2 protein-coding genes are annotated in these 18,982 nt (G+C 65.7%); both read left to right on the forward strand.

The features are described from left to right. Nucleotides 1-120: 120 nt before the first annotated feature. Nucleotides 121-6,597, forward strand: a complete 6,477-nt coding sequence (locus DJ563_RS00705) for an amino acid adenylation domain-containing protein (RefSeq protein ID WP_434518656.1) — start codon at nt 121-123, stop codon at nt 6,595-6,597. Nucleotide 6,598: 1 nt separating this feature from the next. After that, nucleotides 6,599-18,982: a non-ribosomal peptide synthase/polyketide synthase gene (locus DJ563_RS00710; RefSeq protein ID WP_434518657.1), complete on the forward strand. Its 12,384-nt coding sequence runs from the start codon at nt 6,599-6,601 to the stop codon at nt 18,980-18,982.

The following is an 18,982-nucleotide window of genomic DNA, read 5'->3' on the forward strand; positions in this document are numbered from 1 at the left end:
GCAGGGGTGCAAACCTCAAGGCATGCACTCACCGGCCCACCCCAAATCCCCCCGCCCCTAAATCAGCCCCCCATGCCTTCGTCTGACAGTTACCGCTCGACTGCCAGGACATCGCTCGACATGAATGCTGAACAGACGCTCAAACTCGCTCGCCGCTTCATCGAACTCAGCCCCGACAAGCGCCGCCTGTTCCTCAAGGCGCTGCAGGGCGAGGGCATGGACTTCTCCGTGCTGCCGATCGCGCCAGGTGTCGAGGTCGACGAGCGTGACCAGCTGTCCTACGCGCAGCGGCGCATGTGGTTTCTCTGGCAGCTCGACCCCCAAGGCGCAGCCTACAACCTGCCCATGGCCGTGCGCCTGCATGGCCCGCTGAACCGGGTGGCCCTGCAGCACGCCTTCGATGCCCTGGTGGCCCGCCACGAAACCCTGCGCACCCGCTTCGTCGCCGACGGCGATGACGTGCGTCAGCAAGTCGATGCAGCCGCCGCCCCGCTGCAACTGCGCCACGACGGCTTGAGCGAGCTGGCCGAAGAGGCCCGCCAACACGCCCTCGAATCCATCGCCGAAGAAGAGGCCCTGGCCCCCTTCGACCTGGCCGGCGGCCCGCTGCTACGCGTACGCCTGCTGCAACTGGCAGAACAGGACCATGTGCTGCTGCTGACCCTGCACCATATCGTCGCCGATGGCTGGTCGATGAACGTGCTGATCGACGAGTTCCTGCACCTCTACGATGCCGCCGTGGCCGGCACCGAAGCCACACTCGAACCCTTGCCGATCCAGTACCGCGACTACGCCCTGTGGCAGCGCAGCTGGCTTGAGGCTGGCGAGCAGGACCGCCAGTTGGCGTACTGGCAGGCGCGCCTGGGCGACGATCACTCGCCGCTGGAGCTGCCACTGGACCGCGCCCGCAGCGGTCGGCCGAACTACCGCGGCGCGCGTCACGAATTCCCGATTGCCGCCGATGTCGCCGAACGCCTGCGCGGCCTGGCGCGTCGGCACAACGTCACCCTGTTCATGGTCCTGCTGGCAGCCTTCAAGCTGCTGCTGCAGCGCTATGGCGGGCAGAGTGCCGTCCGCGTCGGGGTGCCCATTGCCAACCGCAACCGTGCCGAAAGCCAGGGCCTGATCGGCTGCTTCATCAATACCCAGGTGCTGCACACCGAAATCGACCCACTGCTGGATATCGCCGGCCTGCTGCAGCGCGTGCGCGAAACCGCCGTGGGCGCGCAAAGCCACCAGGACCTGCCGTTCGAACAACTGGTCGAGGCCCTGGAGCTGCCGCGCAGCACCGAGAGCCCGCTGTTCCGGGTGCTGTTCAACCACCAGGCCCAGGTGGCGGATGTCGAAGCCATCAAGACCCGCTCCGGGCTGAGCCTGGCACCGATCACCCTGGAAAAGCACAGCGCCCGTTTCGACCTTGCACTGGATACCCACGAGCGGGCCGGCCAGCTGCATGCTGCCTTCACCTATGCCCTCGATGTGTTCGATGCGGCCACTGTCGAAGCCCTTGGCGAACAATGGCTGGCGCTGGTGCAGGCGCTGGCCGACGAAGCTCCCGGCGCGGTGGGCGAGTTGTCGTTGCCAGGCCTGGCCGCCACCCTGAATGCGCATCGGCAGGCCGCCGAGCCGTTGTTGGTCCACCAGCGCTTTGCCGAGGCTGCCCAGCGCCACCCCGAGCGCACCGCCGTGATGGCAGCAGGCGAGGCGGCCAGCTTTGCCGAGCTTGATGCCCGTGCCGAGGCCATCGCCGACAGGCTGGTCGAAGCTGGCGTGCAGCCGGACACCCTGGTCGGCGTGCTGGCCGACCGCAGCGTCGGCATGCTCGCCAGCATCCTCGGCGTGCTCAAGGCGGGCGGCGCCTACCTGCCACTGGAGCCCGAGCAACCGGCCGAACGCCTGGCCTACATGCTCGCCGACAGTGGCACCCGCCTGGTGCTGGCGCCCGGCAATGGGCAGGCAGCGCTGCCAGGCGGCGTCCATCGGCTGGCCTGGGAACACACCCAGGTGGGTCGTGAAAGCGCCCCACGGCGTGCCGTTGCAACGGGCAACCTCGCCTATGTGATCTACACCTCCGGCACCACCGGCCAGCCCAAGGGCGTTGCGATCAGCCATGGCGCGTTGGGCAACTATGTCGAGGGCATCGCCGCGCGCCTGCCGATGAGCCAGATTCACAGCATGGCGCAGGTCTCGACCCCGGCTGCGGACCTCGGCCACACCATGCTGTTCGGCGCCCTGTGCGGCGGCCAGACCTTGCACCTGCTGCTGCGCGATCAGGTACTGGATGCCGAAGGCTTCGCGGCCTACCTGGCGCAGCACCAGGTGGATGCACTGAAAATCGTGCCCTCGCACCTGGAGGCCATGCTGGTCGCCGGCCGCTCGGCACTGCCGGGGCAGTGCCTGGTACTCGGCGGCGAAGCCATCAGCCCGGGCCTGCTCGGCAAGATCCGCGCGCTGGCGCCGGCACTCAAGGTGTTCAACCACTATGGCCCGACCGAGACCACGGTCGGCGTGCTGGTGGCCGAACTGGACAACCAGGCTTCGCTCGGCCAACCGCTGGCCAATGCACGCGTCAGCGTGCTCGACCGCTGCCTGCAGCCCTTGCCGGCCAAGGCCAAAGGCGAGCTTTACATCGGCGGGGCAGGCCTTGCCCGTGGCTACCTCGCCCGCCCGGCGTTGACCGCTGAGCGTTTTGTGCCCGACCCGAACGGTAATGGCGAGCGCTTGTACCGCAGCGGCGACTGGGTACGGCAGAGCGCTACCGGCGAGCTGCAGTTTGCCGGGCGCATGGACGGCCAGGTGAAGATCCGTGGCTACCGCGTGGAGCTGACCGAAATCGAGAGCCAGCTGCGTGGGCTGGAGGGCGTCGCCAATGCCCTGGTGCGGGTCCAGGGCCAGGCACCGGAGCTGCAACTGGCGGCCTGGCTGGTGCCGAGCCAGATGCCGGCAGACAGCCAGGCCTGGCAGGAGGCGATTCGCGCCACGCTCAAAGGGCTGCTGCCCGAGCACATGGTACCCACCCACCTGATGGTGCTGGAGCGCCTGCCGGTGACGGTCAACGGCAAGGTCGACATCAAGGCGCTGCCTACGCCGGTCGCCACCCAGGTGGCCTACCAGGCACCGGTAACCCCGTTGCAGGTGCAACTGGCGCAGATCTGGGCCGAGGTGCTGCAGGTGCCGCACGTGGGCCTGGGCGACAACTTCTTTGCCCTGGGTGGGCATTCGCTGCTGGCCACCCAGGCCGTGTCGCGGGTGCGCAAGCACCTGGGCCTGGACATCCCGCTGCGCACGCTGTTCGACACGCTCGACCTGCAGGCCTTTGCCCAGGCCGTGGCCGAGGGCGAGCAGGGTGCGGGGCTGGAGATCGAGATCCTCGACCGCCAGCAGCCGCTGCCGGTGTCCCGCTCGCAAAACCGCCAGTGGCTGTTCTGGAAACTCAACCCGCAAAGCCTGGCCTACAACACACCGATGGCCGTGCGCATGCAAGGCGCCCTCGACCGCGCAGCCGTGCAGGCCGCGCTGGATGCGCTGGTGGCACGCCACGAATCACTGCGCACGGTGTTCGTCGAAGCCAACGGCTTGCCGTGGCAGCGCATTCTGCCCGCCGCTTCGGTACCGATCGGCTTCGAAGACCTCAGCGGCCAGGACGAGGCCGCGCAGATGCGCAAGCTCGAAGCCGAAGCCTTTACCACGTTCGACCTGGAGCACGGCCCGCTGCTGCGAGCGCGCCTGTTCAAGGTGCATGCGCACGAGCACCTGCTGTCGCTGACCTTGCACCACATCGTCTCTGATGGTTGGTCGATGAGCCTGCTGGTACGCGAGTTCGCTGCTGCCTACAACGCGGCTGCCAGCGGCCAGGCAAGGGCCATCGAGCCGCTGCCGGTGCAGTACGCCGATTTCGCCGCCTGGCAGCGCAAATGGCTGGCCGAGGGGCAGATGCAGGCACAGATCGACTATTGGAAGGCGCGCCTGGAGGACGATTTCGAAGTGCTCGAACTGCCCGCCGACCGTATTCGCCCGCCGGCCAAAAGTTACCAGGGCAGCCGCTTCGACCTGCGCCTGCCGTTGGCCCTCACCGAGCGCCTGAGGGCCCTGGCGGTGGCGTCCAATGCCACGCTGTTCCATGTGTTTCTGGCGGCCTACGCCATCGTGCTGTCGCGCTACAGCCGCAAGGGCACGATCAACATCGGTGTCCCAGTGACCAACCGTAACCGCCTGGAGCTCGAAGGGCTGATCGGCTTCTTCATCAACGTGGTGGTGGCGCGGGTCGGCGTCGATGGTAGCCTGCCGTTTCCGCAGTTGCTGGCGGCGATCAAGGAAACCACCCTGCAGGCGCAGGCCAACAAGGACGTGCCGTTCCTGGAGGTTGCCGAGGCCCTGTACCCAGAGCGCGACCAGGGCGTGAACCCGTTCTTCCAGGTGCTTTACAACCATTTGCGCGACCTGGGCGAGCAGGTGTCCAGCGATGCTCTGCATGGCCTCAAGGTCCGCGAAGTGGACTTGCTGGAGCCGGGCGCGCAGTACGACATCTCGCTCAATACCCTGGAGCGCTCCGACGGTGTGACCGCCTCGTTCAACTACTCCACCGACCTGTTCGATGCGCCGCGCATCGAGCGCATGGCCGGGCACTGGCAAGCGCTGCTCGAAGCCATCTGCGCCGAGCCGCAGCGCTGCATCGCCGAGCTGGACTTCCTGGCCGACGATGAGCGTCGCCAACTGACCCATGGCTGGAACCCACCGCCGGCAGCCAGCAGCGGCCTGTGCGCGCACCAGTTGCTGGAGCGCCAGGCGCGTGCGCAGCCAGACGCCGTGGCGCTGATCTTCGATGATCAGCAACTGAGCTATGCCGAGCTGGACCGCTGCAGCACTCAGTTGGCCCATCGCCTGCGTGCAATGGGCGTAGGCCCTGACTGCCTGGTGGGTGTGGCCGTCGAGCGTGGCCTGGGCATGGCACTGGCGCTGATCGCCATCCACAAGGCCGGCGGTGCCTATGTGCCGCTGGACCCGGACTACCCGCAAGAGCGCCTGGCGTACATGGTCGAAGACAGCGGCATCGGCCTGCTGCTGGCCGATGCGCCGTCGCTGGCGCGTTTGCAGCTCGACCCGCAGCTGCCTTGCCTGGTGCTCGAACCCGGCACCCAGTGGCTGCACGCCTGGCCGGCCGAGCCGCTGCCTAACCTGGCGGCGCCGCACAACCTGGCCTACGTCATCTACACCTCGGGCTCCACCGGCATGCCCAAGGGCGTGGCCATCGACCACCATGCGCTGTCGGTGTTCTGCCAGGTGGCCGCCGACTACTCACGCCTGAGCCCGAGTGATCGCGTGCTGCAGTTCGCCACCTTCAGCTTCGACGGCTTTATCGAGCAGTTCTTCCCGCCGCTGGCGCAAGGCGCTTGCGTGGTGCTGCGCGACCTGCGGCTGTGGGACACCGCCACCCTGCTGGACGAAATCAACCGCCACGGTGTGACCGTGGCCGACTTGCCCGCCGCCTACTGGCGCCTGCTGGTCCTGGAGCGTCGCGGGCCAGAGGCCTATGGCCGGCTCAAACAGATCCACGTTGGCGGTGAAGCGGTGCCGGAAGACGCCCTGCGCGCCTGGCTGGCCGATGGGCCGCCGGCGGTGCGTCTGCTGAACACCTACGGGCCGACCGAAGCGACCGTGGTGGCCACCACTTTCGACTGCTCTCAGATGACGCCCGCGCAGATCAGCCAGGGCGGTGTACCGATTGGCCGAGCGCTGCCGGGCCGTACCCTGCACGCACTGGACGACGGCCTGGCGCCGACCCCAGTGGGCGTCTCTGGCGAGCTGTTCATTGGCGGGGCAGGGTGCCTGGCGCGGGGTTACCACCAGCGCCCGTCGCTGACGGCCGAGCGCTTCATCCCCGACCCGTTCGACAGCGTGGGCGGTGGCCGCCTGTATCGTACCGGCGACCTGGGCTACTACGACCCACATGGGCAGCTGGCCTATCGCGGGCGGGCTGACCACCAGGTGAAGGTGCGCGGCTTCCGCATTGAACTGGGCGAGATCGAGCAGTACCTGCGCGCGCACCCGGACGTTCGCGAGGCCACGGTACTGGCCATCGACCTGCCCAGCGGCAAGCAGCTGTGCGCCTATGCGGTACCTGCTGAAGGCGCCAGCGGCGATCTGCGCCAGGCCCTCAAGCAGTACCTCAAGGCCAGCCTGCCGGACTACATGATCCCGTCCTACCTGGTGACCCTGCCGAGCATGCCGCTGACCCCCAGCGGCAAGCTCGACCGCAAGGCGCTGCCATTGCCCGACCCCAGCCAGCCACAGCACGAATACGAAGCGCCGCAGACCGAACTGCAACAGCAACTGGCGCAGATCTGGGCGCAGTTGCTCAACCTCGGCCAGGTCGGCCTGAACGACAACTTCTTCGAACTCGGCGGCCACTCCCTGCTGGCGGCGCAAGCAGTATCGCGCATCAACGTGGAACTGGGCCTGGACATACCGCTGCGGCTGATCTTCGCCCACCCCGAGCTGCGCGCGTTCGCCCAGGCGCTGGATGAACAAGGCCTGTCGCTGAGCGACGACGGCCTGAGCGATATCGAAAAAATGATGAACGAATTCACCGAGGCCTGACATGCAACTCACCCCCGCACAACGCATTGCCCAACGCTTCGTCAGCCTGCCTGTGGAGCAGCGTCAGCAGATCCTGGAGAAAATGCAGGCCACCGGGCAGAGCTTCCGCCTGCTGCCCATCGTGCCTGCACGCCAGGGCCTGGCGCGCATTCCCTTGTCGTTTGCCCAGCAGCGCCTGCTGTTTCTCTGGCAGTTGGAACCCGACAGCCCGGCCTATAACGTGCCGATGGCCGTGCGCCTCAAGGGCGCTCTGGAGCTAACGGTGCTGCAGCAGGCGCTGGATGCGCTGGTCAGCCGCCACGAGTCGCTGCGCACGCGCTTCGTTTCGGATGAAGGCGAGTTCCACCAGGAGATTCTCGGCGCCTGCCCGCTGGTGCTGGACGTGGTCGAGTTTCAGGCGGGCGACGATGAAGCCGCCTTGAGCGAAGCCGTCGATGCCGCACTCAAGCAACCGTTCGACCTGCTGACCGGGCCGCTGATGCGGGTCACCCTGCTGCGCCTGAGCGCCGAGCACCACGTGCTGGCCCTGAGCATGCACCACATCATCTCCGACGGCTGGTCGAGCGACTTGCTGGTGCAGGAGTTCATCCAGCTGTACACCGCGCTGGCTGAAGGCCGCGAGGCGCAATTGCCGGCCCTGCCGATCCAGTACGCCGACTATGCGATCTGGCAGCGCGCCTGGCTCGAGGCCGGTGAGGCCCAGCGCCAGCTGGCGTATTGGCAGGCGCAACTGGGTGACGAGCAGCCGCTGCTGAGCCTGCCGCTGGACTTCGAACGGCCCGCCACGCCGAGCTACCGCGGCGCAGTGCTCAAACTGCAGATTGGCGCCGAGCAGGCCGAAGCGCTGCGCAGCCAGGCGCGCAAGGGCGGGCACACATTGTTCGTGCTGATGCTGGCGGCCATGGCGGTGGTGCTGTCGCGCTACAGCGGGCAGTCGGACATCCGCATCGGCGCGCCGAATGCGGGGCGTAACCGCAAGGAGCTGGAAGGCCTGATCGGCTTCTTCATCAACACCCAGGTGCTGCGCGTGCAGGTGGACGAACGCGCCACCTTCGCCGAGCTGCTGGAGCAGGTCAAGGACGTGATCGGCGGCGCTCAGTCGCACCAGGAGCTGCCGTTCGAGCACCTGGTCGATGCCTTGCTGCCAGAGCGCAACCTGGCCCACAACCCGCTGTTCCAGTTCAAGATCAACCAGCACGTGGCGGCGGGTGACGCGTCGCGCAAGCGCCTGGGTGCGCTGGAGGTGGAAGGCTTTGCCCGTGAAGGTGGCGATGCGCGCTTCGACCTGGCGTTCGACTTCTCGGATAAACCCGATGGCATCGAGGGGTATTTCACCTACGCCACCGACCTGTTCGAGCCTGCCACCATCCAGCGCCTCGCCGATTCGCTGCGGCGCGTGCTGGACGTGCTGATCCATGCCCAACAGCAGCCGATCGTCGACCACCTGGAGGTAGCGGCGCAGCAGCCGATCGCAGCAGAAACCTACCCGCACCGCGACTTCCTCGCCCTGTGGCACCAGGCGATGGCGCAAGGGCAGGCCCAGGGCGGCGTGCGCGCTGGTGAACGCTTCATGACCCAGGGCGGCCTGGACGCTGCGTCCAACCGCGTAGCCGACTACCTGCGCCAGCGTGGCGTCGGTGCCGGCAGCATCGTTGCCCTGTGCCTGCCGCGCTCCATCGATTGGGTCACGGCCTTGCTGGCGGTGCTCAAGACCGGCGCCGCCTACCTGCCGCTGGACACCCAGCAGCCGCAAGAGCGCCTGCAGCAGTTGATCGTCGACAGCGGCGCCGCCGTGCTGTTGCATGAGCCTGGCGATACCCGCTTCGCTGGCCTCGACGGCTTGCAGGCGGTTGCCTGCGAGCCCGCGACGTGGGCGGCCTGCAGCGACAGCCCGGTGGCGGTCGCGGTCAGCCCTGAGCAGCCGGCTTATCTGATCTACACCTCGGGTTCGACCGGCCAGCCCAAGGGCGTGGTGGTCAGCCACGGGGCACTGGCCAGCTATATCCAGGCTGTGCTCGAACGCCTGCAACTGCCGGCCGGGGCGAGCATGGCCATGGTGTCCACCACCGCCGCCGACCTTGGCCACACCGTACTGTTCGGTGCCCTGGCCTCGGGCCGCTTGCTGCACTTGCTACCGCAGGAGTTGGCCTTTGACCCCGATGGTTTCGCCAGCTACATGGCGCAGCATCAGGTGGGCGTGGTGAAACTGGTGCCAAGCCACCTGCAAGGCCTGCTGCAAGCTGCCCGCGCCGCCGATGTGCTGCCCGCTGCAGCACTGATTCTGGGCGGTGAAGCATGCCCTTGGAGCCTGCTGGAAAAAATCCGCGCATTGCGCCCCGAGTGCCGCGTCATCAACCACTACGGCCCGACCGAGACCACGGTCGGCGTGCTCACCTTCGAACCCGACCAGCGCCTGGCCAACTGCCGCACGGTGCCGGTCGGTCGCCCACTGGGCAATGCCTGCGCCGAAGTGCTCGATGGCTACCTCAACCCGCTGGCGCCGCAGGTGGTCGGCGAGCTCTACCTGGGTGGCCAGGGCGTTGCCCAGGGTTACCTGGGCCAGCCCGCGCTGACGGCCGAACGCTTCGTGCCGGCGGCCGATGGCGCCCGCCTGTACCGCACCGGCGACCGGGCGCGGTTGAGCGCTGAAGGCCTGGTGGAGTTTATCGGGCGTGCCGATGACCAGGTGAAAATCCGTGGCTATCGCGTCGAACCGGGTGAAATCGGTCGCGTGCTCGCCGGGCTGCCCGATGTCAGCGACGCCGTGGTCCTGGCATTGCCGCTGGAAGGCGATGCCGAGCGCCTGCAACTGGTGGCCTACGTGGTGGCCGAAGCGGGCGTGACCGTGCCGCAGTTGCAGGCGCAACTGCAGGCCCGCTTGCCCGACTACATGGTGCCTGCGCAGGTGCTGTTGCTCGAGCGTCTGCCGCTGACCGCCAACGGCAAGCTCGACAAGCGCGCCTTGCCGGCGCCGGGTGCGGTAAGCCGTGGTTACGTGGCGCCTGAAGGCGACATCGAGGAGAAGCTGGCCGCGGTATGGGCCGACGTGCTCAAGCTGGAACGCGTGGGCAGCAGCGACAACTTCTTCGAGCTGGGCGGCGATTCGATCCTCAGCCTGCAGATCATCGCCCGGGCCAAGCGCCAGGGCATCAAGATCACCCCCAAGCAGCTGTTCGAACAGCAGACCGTCGGCCAACTGGCCCAGGTCGCCAAGCGCATCGAAGCCAAGCAACCGGCAGCCGCTGCCCCGGTGGACACCGCTGTCAGCGGTGAAGTGGTGCTGCTGCCCGCGCAGGCGCGCTTCTTCGAGATGGACATCGCCCAGCCAGGGCACTGGAACCAGTCGGTGCTGTTGAAACCGGCCCAGCGCGTGCAGGTGGAACACCTGGAGTCGGCCCTGCGTGCGGTGCTGGAGCAGCACGATGCCTTGCGCCTGCGCTTCAGCCGCCAGAACGGCCAGTGGCAGGCCCGCTTCCAGGCCCTGGACAGTGCGCCGCTGGTGCGCCAGCGCAGCCTCGCAGCGCTGGGCGAACTGGACGCCGCTGGCACCGAGGTGCAGGCCAGCCTAAACCTTGAGCAAGGCCCGCTGCTGCGTGCCGAACTGTTCGACCTCGCCGATGGCCAGCAGCGCTTGCTGTTGGTCATTCACCACCTGGTGGTGGACGGCGTGTCCTGGCGGGTGCTGCTCGAAGACCTGCAAGAGGCTTATCAGCAACGCCTGAAAGGTCAGCCGGTAAGCCTGCCAGCCAAGACCTGCTCGGTGAAAACCTGGGCCGAGCGGCTGGTTGCGCATGCCAGCAGCCCGGCGCTGCAGGCACAGGGCGACTACTGGCTGCAGGTGCTGCAAGGCAGCCCGGCAGAACTGCCGCGTGACAACCCGCAGGGCAGCCTGGGCAACCAGCACGCCCGCACTGCCGCGTCGCGCCTGGATGCTGCGCGTACCGCGCAGTTGCTGAAGCAGGCCCCCGCTGCCTATCGCACACAGATCAACGACCTGCTGCTGACCGCGCTGGCGCGCACGCTGTGCCAGTGGAGCGCGCAGGATGAGGTGCTGGTGCAACTGGAAGGCCATGGCCGCGAAGACCTGTTCGACGACCTTGACCTCAGCCGCACGGTCGGCTGGTTCACCAGCCTGTTCCCGGTACGTCTGGCCCCTGGCCAGGCCGTGTGCGAGTCGATCAAGGCGATCAAGGAGCAACTGCGCGCCGTGCCGGACAAAGGCATCGGCTACGGCCTGCTGCGCTACCTGGGCGATGCCCCTACGCGCGAGCGGCTCAGCGGCGCAGTGCAGGCACGCGTCACCTTCAACTACCTGGGCCAGTTCGACGGCAGTTTCACCGCCGACGACGCGGCATCGTTCAGCCCTAGCGGCGAAAGCGCCGGCCGCACCCAATGCGCCGGTGCGCAGTTGGGCAACTGGCTGAGCATCACCGGCCAGGTGTACGGCGGCGAGCTGTTCCTGGAGTGGACCTACAGCGAAGACGTCTACCGCCCGGAAACCATCCAGCACCTGGCCCAGGCCTACGAGCAGGCGTTGGCCGAGCTGGTCGAGCATTGCTGCCAGCCTCAGCACCAGGGCGTGACGCCGTCGGACTTCCCGCTGGCGGCACTCACCCAGGCCCAGCTGGACAGCTTGCCGCTGGCCCCGGAGCAGATCGCCGATGTCTACCCGCTGTCGCCGATGCAGCAGGGCATGCTGTTCCACACCCTCTACGACCAGCAGGCCGGCAACTACATCAACCAGTTGCGGGTCGATGTAGAAGGGCTGGATGTGCAGCGCTTCAAGCAGGCTTGGCAGGCCGCACTCGATGCCCATGACATCCTGCGCACCGGGTTCGTGCTGCAGGGCGAGCTGGAGCAGGCCGTGCAAGTGGTGCGCAAGTCGGTAGCGTTGCCGTGCAGCGAGCATGACTGGCGTGGCCAGCCGGCGCTGGAAGCCGCCTTGCTGGCCTTGGCCGAGGGCGAGCGCCAGCGCGGCTTCGAACTGGCCGAGGCGCCGCTGCTGCGGCTGGCCTTGGTGCGCACGTGCGAGGCGCGCCACCACCTGATCTACACCAACCACCATATCCTGATGGATGGCTGGAGCACCTCGCGTTTGCTGGGCGAAGTGCTGCAACGTTACGCGGGGCTGGCGCCACAGGCCCAAGCCACGCATTACCGCGACTATATCGCCTGGCTGCAAGGCCAGGACGCAGCGGTTGCCGAAAGCTTCTGGAAGGCCCAACTGGCCGGGCTCGACGAGCCGACCCGGCTGGCCCAGGCCATTGCCGGTAGCGCAGGGGTTGCAGGCACCGGCTACGGTGATCATCGCCTGGCCTTCGATGCGGAGCAGACGGCGCGCATCGAAGCCTTTGCCCGCGCCAACCGCGTTACCGTCAACACCCTGGTGCAATCGGCCTGGCTGCTGCTGTTGCAGCGCTGTACTGGCCAGGCCAGCGTGTGCTTCGGCGCCACGGTAGCGGGTCGCCCGGCAGACCTGGCTGGGGTCGAAGAGCAGATCGGCCTGTTCATCAACACCCTGCCGGTGATCGGCGCACCCCGTGCCGAACAGACCGTGGCCGAATGGATTGGCCAGGTGCAAGCCAGCAACCTGGCCGTGCGCGAGTTCGAGCACACCCCGCTGTATGACGTGCAGCGCTGGGCAGGGCAGGGCGGTGATGCCCTGTTCGACAGCATCCTGGTGTTCGAGAACTACCCGGTGTCCGAGGCCTTGCAGCAAGGCGCGCCTGGCGGGTTGCGCTTTGGCGATGTGGCCGTGCAGGAGCAGACCAACTACCCGCTGACCCTGGTGGTGGAACTGGGCGCGACCCTGTCGATGCACTACAGCCACGACCGTGCGCTGTGGAGCGACGAGGCCATTGGCCGACTGGCGGGTTGCTTCGCCAACGTGCTGCAGGCGCTGGTTGCCAATGCGCAGGCAGTGGTCGGCGAGCTGCCGATGCTGGGCCTGCAAGAACAGCAACTGATGGTCGAGCGCTGGAACGACACCCAAGCGGCGTACCCGGATCAGCGTAGCATCCATTCGCTTATCGAAGCCCAGGCGTTCGCCACCCCACACGCCCCGGCACTGGTGTTTGGCGAGCAGTCCCTGAGCTATGCCGAGCTCAATGGCAAAGCCAACCAGCTGGCGCACAAGCTGCGTGAACTGGGCGTTGGCCCGGACGTGCTGGTGGGCATCGCCATGGAGCGCAGCCTGGAGATGGTCATCGGCCTGCTGGGCATCGTCAAAGCTGGCGGCGCCTACGTGCCGCTGGACCCGGAATACCCGCAAGACCGCCTGAGCTACATGTTCGAGGACAGCGGCATTGCCTTGCTGCTGACCCAGTCGCACCTGCGCGATGCCTTGCCGATCCCGGCCGGCCTGCGCAGCCTGGACCTGGACACCGAGCAGCTCGGTGCTTACAGCGACGCCAACCCGAACATCGACGTGGCGCCGCTGAACCTCGCTTACGTGATCTACACCTCCGGCTCCACCGGCCGCCCGAAAGGCGCTGGCAACAGCCATCAGGCGTTGGTCAACCGCCTGTGGTGGATGCAGAAGGCCTATGGCCTGGATGCCAGCGACAGCGTGCTGCAGAAGACCCCGTTCAGCTTCGACGTGTCGGTGTGGGAATTCTTCTGGCCGCTGATGACCGGCGCCCGTCTGGTCATGGCCCAGCCAGGTGCACACCGCGACCCGCAACTGCTGGTTGAAACCATCAACCAGTACGCCATCAGCACGCTGCACTTCGTGCCGTCGATGCTGCAGGCGTTCATGACCCACGAAGCAGTGGAAAGCTGTGTCAGCCTCAAACGCGTGGTGTGCAGCGGTGAAGCGCTGCCTGCCGAGCTGGCCCGCCAGACCCAGCAGCGCCTGCCAGCGGCCGGCCTGTACAACCTGTACGGCCCGACCGAAGCCGCCATCGACGTCACCCACTGGACCTGCCAGCCGGACGAAAGCATCAGCGTGCCGATCGGCCAGCCGATCGACAACCTCAAGGCCCACATCCTCGAAGGCAGCCTGCAACCTGCGGTACGCGGCAGTGCCGGCGAGCTGTACCTGGGTGGCGTGGGCCTGGCCCGTGGTTACCACCAGCGCCCAGCGCTGACTGCCGAACGCTTCGTGCCGGACCCGTTCAGCGACAACGGCGGGCGTCTGTACCGCACCGGTGACCTGGCACGTTACGACGCCGACGGCGTGATCGACTACGCCGGGCGTATCGACCACCAGGTGAAGATCCGCGGTTTGCGTATCGAACTGGGTGAAATCGAAGCGCGCCTGCTGGAGCTGCCAAGTGTGCAGGAGGCGGTAGTGCTGGCCCTGGATGGCCTGAGCGGCAAGCAGTTGGTGGGTTATGTGGTGCCGGCCGACAGCACGCAAGACGAGGGTGCACTGCGCGACAGCCTGCGGGAGGCGCTGAAGGCCGGCCTGCCGGATTACATGGTCCCTACGCACCTGTTGCTGCTCGGCAAGCTGCCTGTGACACCGAACGGCAAGCTGGACCGCAAGGCCTTGCCGCAACCCGATGCCAGTTTGCTGCAAGGCGAGTACGTGGCGCCGCAGAGCGAGCTGGAACAGCAGATCGCGACGATCTGGGCGGATGTGCTGAAGCTGGAGAGGGTCGGGTTGACCGACAATTTCTTCGAGTTGGGCGGCGACTCGATCATCTCTTTGCAGGTGGTAAGCCGAGCGCGTCTCGTGGATATCCAGTTCACGCCCAAGGACCTGTTCGAGGCCCAGACGGTGCAGGCACTGGCAGCCGTGGCTCGACGTGAAGGAAGTACGCTCATCGACCAGGGCGCGGTCACCGGTGCGATGCCACTGACGCCGATCCAGCACTGGTTCTTCGACCGCGCGATCCCTGAGCGTCATCATTGGAACCAGTCTGTGCTGCTCAAGCCCAACATGGCACTGGATGCTCGGCACGTTGAGGATGCTCTGCGTGTATTGGTCGATCATCACGATGCGTTGCGTTTGCGCTTCGTGCAGGCTGAAGGCCCTGCTCCGGCTGATTTTGCTCAGGCGGAGCTGGCTCAACTGCTGTGGTCTGTTCACTTGCCCGACCTAGTAGCACTGGAGCAGATCGCCAACGATGCGCAGCGCAGCCTGGTGCTCGAGCACGGCCCGCTGATCAGGGCGGTGCTTGCTTCGCTGTCGGACGGCAGCCAGCGCTTGTTGCTGGTGATCCATCACCTGGTCGTGGATGGCGTTTCCTGGCGTGTCCTGCTGGAAGACCTGCAGCAGGCGTACCGCGCACTTGCAGCTTTCCAGCCGGCCACTCTGCCTGCCAAGACCAGCTCGTTCAAGGCTTGGGCAGAGCAGTTGCAAGCGTATGCCCAAGGCGCCGAGCTGCAGGCAGAGCTGAGCTACTGGCAAGCGCAGTTGCAGGGCGCCAGTGATGCCTTGCCTTGTGATCATCCGCAGGGCAGCAATCAGCAGCGCCATGCTGCCTCATTCACGACGCGCCTGGACCGTGAAACCACCCGGCAACTGTTGCAGGACGCACCGGCGGCCTATCGCACACAGATCAACGATTTGCTGCTGACTGCGCTGGCACGGGTAGTCGGCGGGTGGACCCAGCGAGAAGAGGTATTGGTACGCCTGGAAGGCCACGGCCGTGAAGACGTGTTCGACGACATTGACCTGAGCCGCACGGTGGGTTGGTTCACCAGCATGTACCCGGTCAAGCTCAGCCCACAGGCTGACGTGGCCAGCTCGATCAAGACTATCAAGGAGCAACTGCGAGCGGTCCCGAACAAAGGGCTGGGCTACGGCCTGCTGCGTTACCTCGGCGGTGCCGAGGCCAACGCTACCCTGGCGGCGTTGCCTCAGGGCGAGCTTGTGTTCAACTACCTGGGCCAGTTCGATGGCAGCTTCGATGATGACGCCGGGCTGTTCGTGCCCGCGCAAGAAAATGATGGCGCCAAGCAGAACGAAGCATCGGAATTGAGCAGCCTGCTTTCCCTCAGTGGCCAGGTGTACGGCGGTGAGCTGCGCCTGGAATGGAGCTACAGCCAGGCAATCCATGACACCTCAACTATCGAGAAACTGGCAACAAGCTACCAGCAGGCCCTGATCGAGATCGTTACCCATTGTTGCCTGGAGCAGAGCCGTGGCGTTACGCCATCGGACTTCCCGCTCGCCGGCCTTACACAGGGTCAACTGGACAGCCTGCCGGTGCCTACCACGCAAATTGCGGATATCTATCCGCTCTCGCCGATGCAGCAGGGGATGCTCTTCCACACGCTCTATGAGCAGCAGGCGGGTAACTACATCAACCAGTTGCGGGTGGATGTGGATGGCCTGGATGTGGAGCGTTTTAAAAACGCCTGGCAAGCGACCCTGGATGCTCATCCTGTGCTGCGCAGTGGGTTCGTTTGGCAAGGAACGTTCGACCAGGCAGTGCAAGTGGTGCACAAACGCGTGGTGTTGCCGTTTATCGAGCATGACTGGCGCGGCCAGCCAGAAATGGAGCAATCCCTGCAGACACTTGCCGCTGGCGAGCGAGAGCGTGGCTTCACCCTGGACCAGGCGCCATTGCTGCGTCTGGTTCTGGTGCACAGCGCTGCCGGGCGCCATCATTTGATCTATACCAGTCATCACATCCTCATGGATGGGTGGAGCAGCTCGCGTTTGCTGGGCGAGGTACTGCAACACTACGCCGGGCAAACGCTGCCAGCCCAGACTGGCAGCTACCGTGATTACATCGCTTGGCTGCAACGCCAGGACGGTGCTGACGCAGAAACCTTCTGGAAGCTGCAGTTGACCGACCTGCAGGCGCCGACCCACCTGGTCCAGGCCATTCGAGAGCCACAGGCCAGCACCGGTACGGGCCAGCACGATCTTGACCAGCACTTCGACGCGCAGCAGACCGCTCGTATCGAAGCCTTCGCCCGTGCCAACCGGATTACCGTCAACACCTTGGTCCAGTCGGCCTGGTTGCTGCTGCTGCAACGCTACACCGGCCAGGCTAGCGTGTGCTTCGGTGCCACTGTTGCGGGCCGCCCGGCCGAGCTGCCAGGCGTCGAGGACCAGATCGGCCTGTTCATCAACACCTTGCCGGTGGTCGGTGCACCACGTGCGGAGCAGACAGTGGGCGAGTGGGTCGCGCAGGTGCAGGCGAGCAACTTGGCCCTGCGCGAGTTCGAGCACACGCCGCTTTACGATGTACAGCGTTGGGCGGGCCTGGGTGGCGAGGCGCTGTTCGACACCTTGGTGGTATTTGAAAGCTACCCGGTTTCCGAAGCACTAAAGCAGGGCGCACCCGGTGGTTTGCAGTTCGGTGATGTGGGTATCCAGGAGCAGACCAACTACCCGTTGACCCTGCTGGTAAGCCTCGGCGAGACATTATCGATCCAGTACCGCCATGACCTTGCGCGGTGGAACGCGGCAAGCCTCCAGCAGGTCGCCCGTCATCTGAGCAACTTGCTGCAAGCCATGACTCAGGATGCAGGCCAAGTGCTCGGCGAGCTGTCGCTATTTGGTGCGGATGAGCAGCAGCGCATCCTGCAGGGCTGGAACCACAGCCATAGGCAGTATCCGGACCATCGCGCCATCCACCACCTGATAGAGGCCCAGGTACAACGTGCACCGAACGCGCCGGCCTTGGCTTTCGGTGAGCGGACGATGAGTTATGGCGAGCTCAACAGCCGTGCAAACCGGTTGGCACACAAGCTGCGCGAGCTTGGCGTCGGGCCAGATGTACTGGTGGGTATCGCCATGGAACGTGGCCTGGAGATGGTGACTGGGCTACTGGGCATCCTCAAGGCCGGTGGTGCTTATGTGCCATTGGACCCGGGTTACCCGAGCGAGCGTCTGGCTTACATGTTCGAGGACAGTGCTATCGAGCTGTTGCTGACCCAGGCGCACCTGGCCGATGCACTGCCAGTGCCCGCTGGGGTGCAGTGCCTGGATATCGTTGCCGATCTGTTTGCCGGCTACAGCGATGCCAACCCGGATATCGAGTTGACGCCAGACAACCTGGCCTACGTGATCTACACCTCTGGTTCCACAGGCAAGCCCAAGGGCACTTTGCTGCCGCACGGCAACGTGGTGCGGTTGTTTGCAGCGACCCAAGACTGCTTTGCATTCGACGCCAGCGACGTGTGGACGGTGTTCCACTCGTATTCCTTCGACTTCTCGGTATGGGAACTGTTCGGGGCATTGGTGTATGGCAGCAAGGCGGTTGTCGTGGCCAAGGATGTGGCGCGTTCGTTCGACGAGTTCCATGCCTTGCTGGTGCGTGAGCAAGTGACAGTGCTGAACCAGACGCCTTCGGCTTTCAAACAGCTGATGCCCCTTGCCTGTGAACGGGCCAAGGCAGGGCAAGGGCTGGCGCTGCGATACGTGGTGTTCGGTGGTGAGGCATTGGAAGTTGCGAGCCTCAAACCTTGGTTCGAGGTGTTCGGCGATAGCCAGCCGCGCTTGATCAATATGTATGGCATCACTGAAACCACGGTGCATGTCACGTACCGCCCGATCACTTGCGAAGACCTGCGCCAGGGTGCGACCAGTCCAATCGGCGAGGTCATCCGCGACCTTTCCTGGTACCTGCTCGACGCAGCACTGAACCCGGCTGTACCGGGTGGGCATGGCGAACTGGTGATCGGTGAGGCTGGCCTGGCCCGTGGTTATCACGGCCGTGCTGGGTTGACCGCTGAGCGCTTCGTGCCCAATCCGTTTGGTGCCGCCGGTGGCCGGCTGTACCGCTCAGGCGACCTGGCTCGCTACCGCACCGACGGGGTGATCGAGTACATGGGTCGTATCGACCATCAGGTGAAGATTCGCGGCTTCCGCATCGAACTGGGCGAGATTGAAGCATGCCTGCTGAACCAGCAGGTTGTGCGGCAAGTCTCGGTCCTGGCCCAGGACGGGCCGAGTGGCCAGCAATTGGTGGGGTATGTAGTGCCTGCCGACGTTGCTGTTCTGGCCAGTGTCGAGGCCCAGGCCCGACTACGCGAAGCCTTGCGCGGTGCGCTCAGGGCCGATTTGCCGGATTACATGGTGCCCGCTCATCTGCTGCTGCTGGAGGCCTTGCCACTTACCGCCAACGGCAAGCTCGACCGTAAAGCCTTGCCACAACTGGATGCGAGCTTGCTGCAGAGCAATTACGTCGCCCCACGCAGTGAGCTTGAACAGCAAATTGCTGCTGTCTGGGCCGAGGTGTTGAAGCTGGAGAAGGTGGGGTTGAACGACAACTTCTTCGAGCTGGGCGGCCATTCTCTATTGGCAACCCAGGTGCTGGCCCGTCTGCAGATCGAGCTGGGCGTGAACCTGCCACTGGCCTTGCTTTTCCAGGCTGAAAACCTGCAGGCCTACGCGGCCATGATCAGTGAACTGAATACAAATAGTGACGAAGACCTGGATGAGCTCCAGGACTTCATGAACGAGCTTGAGGCAATTTGA

Source organism: Pseudomonas sp. NFX1 (genome assembly GCF_051123555.1).
GTDB classification, from domain to species: domain Bacteria; phylum Pseudomonadota; class Gammaproteobacteria; order Pseudomonadales; family Pseudomonadaceae; genus Aquipseudomonas; species Aquipseudomonas capeferrum.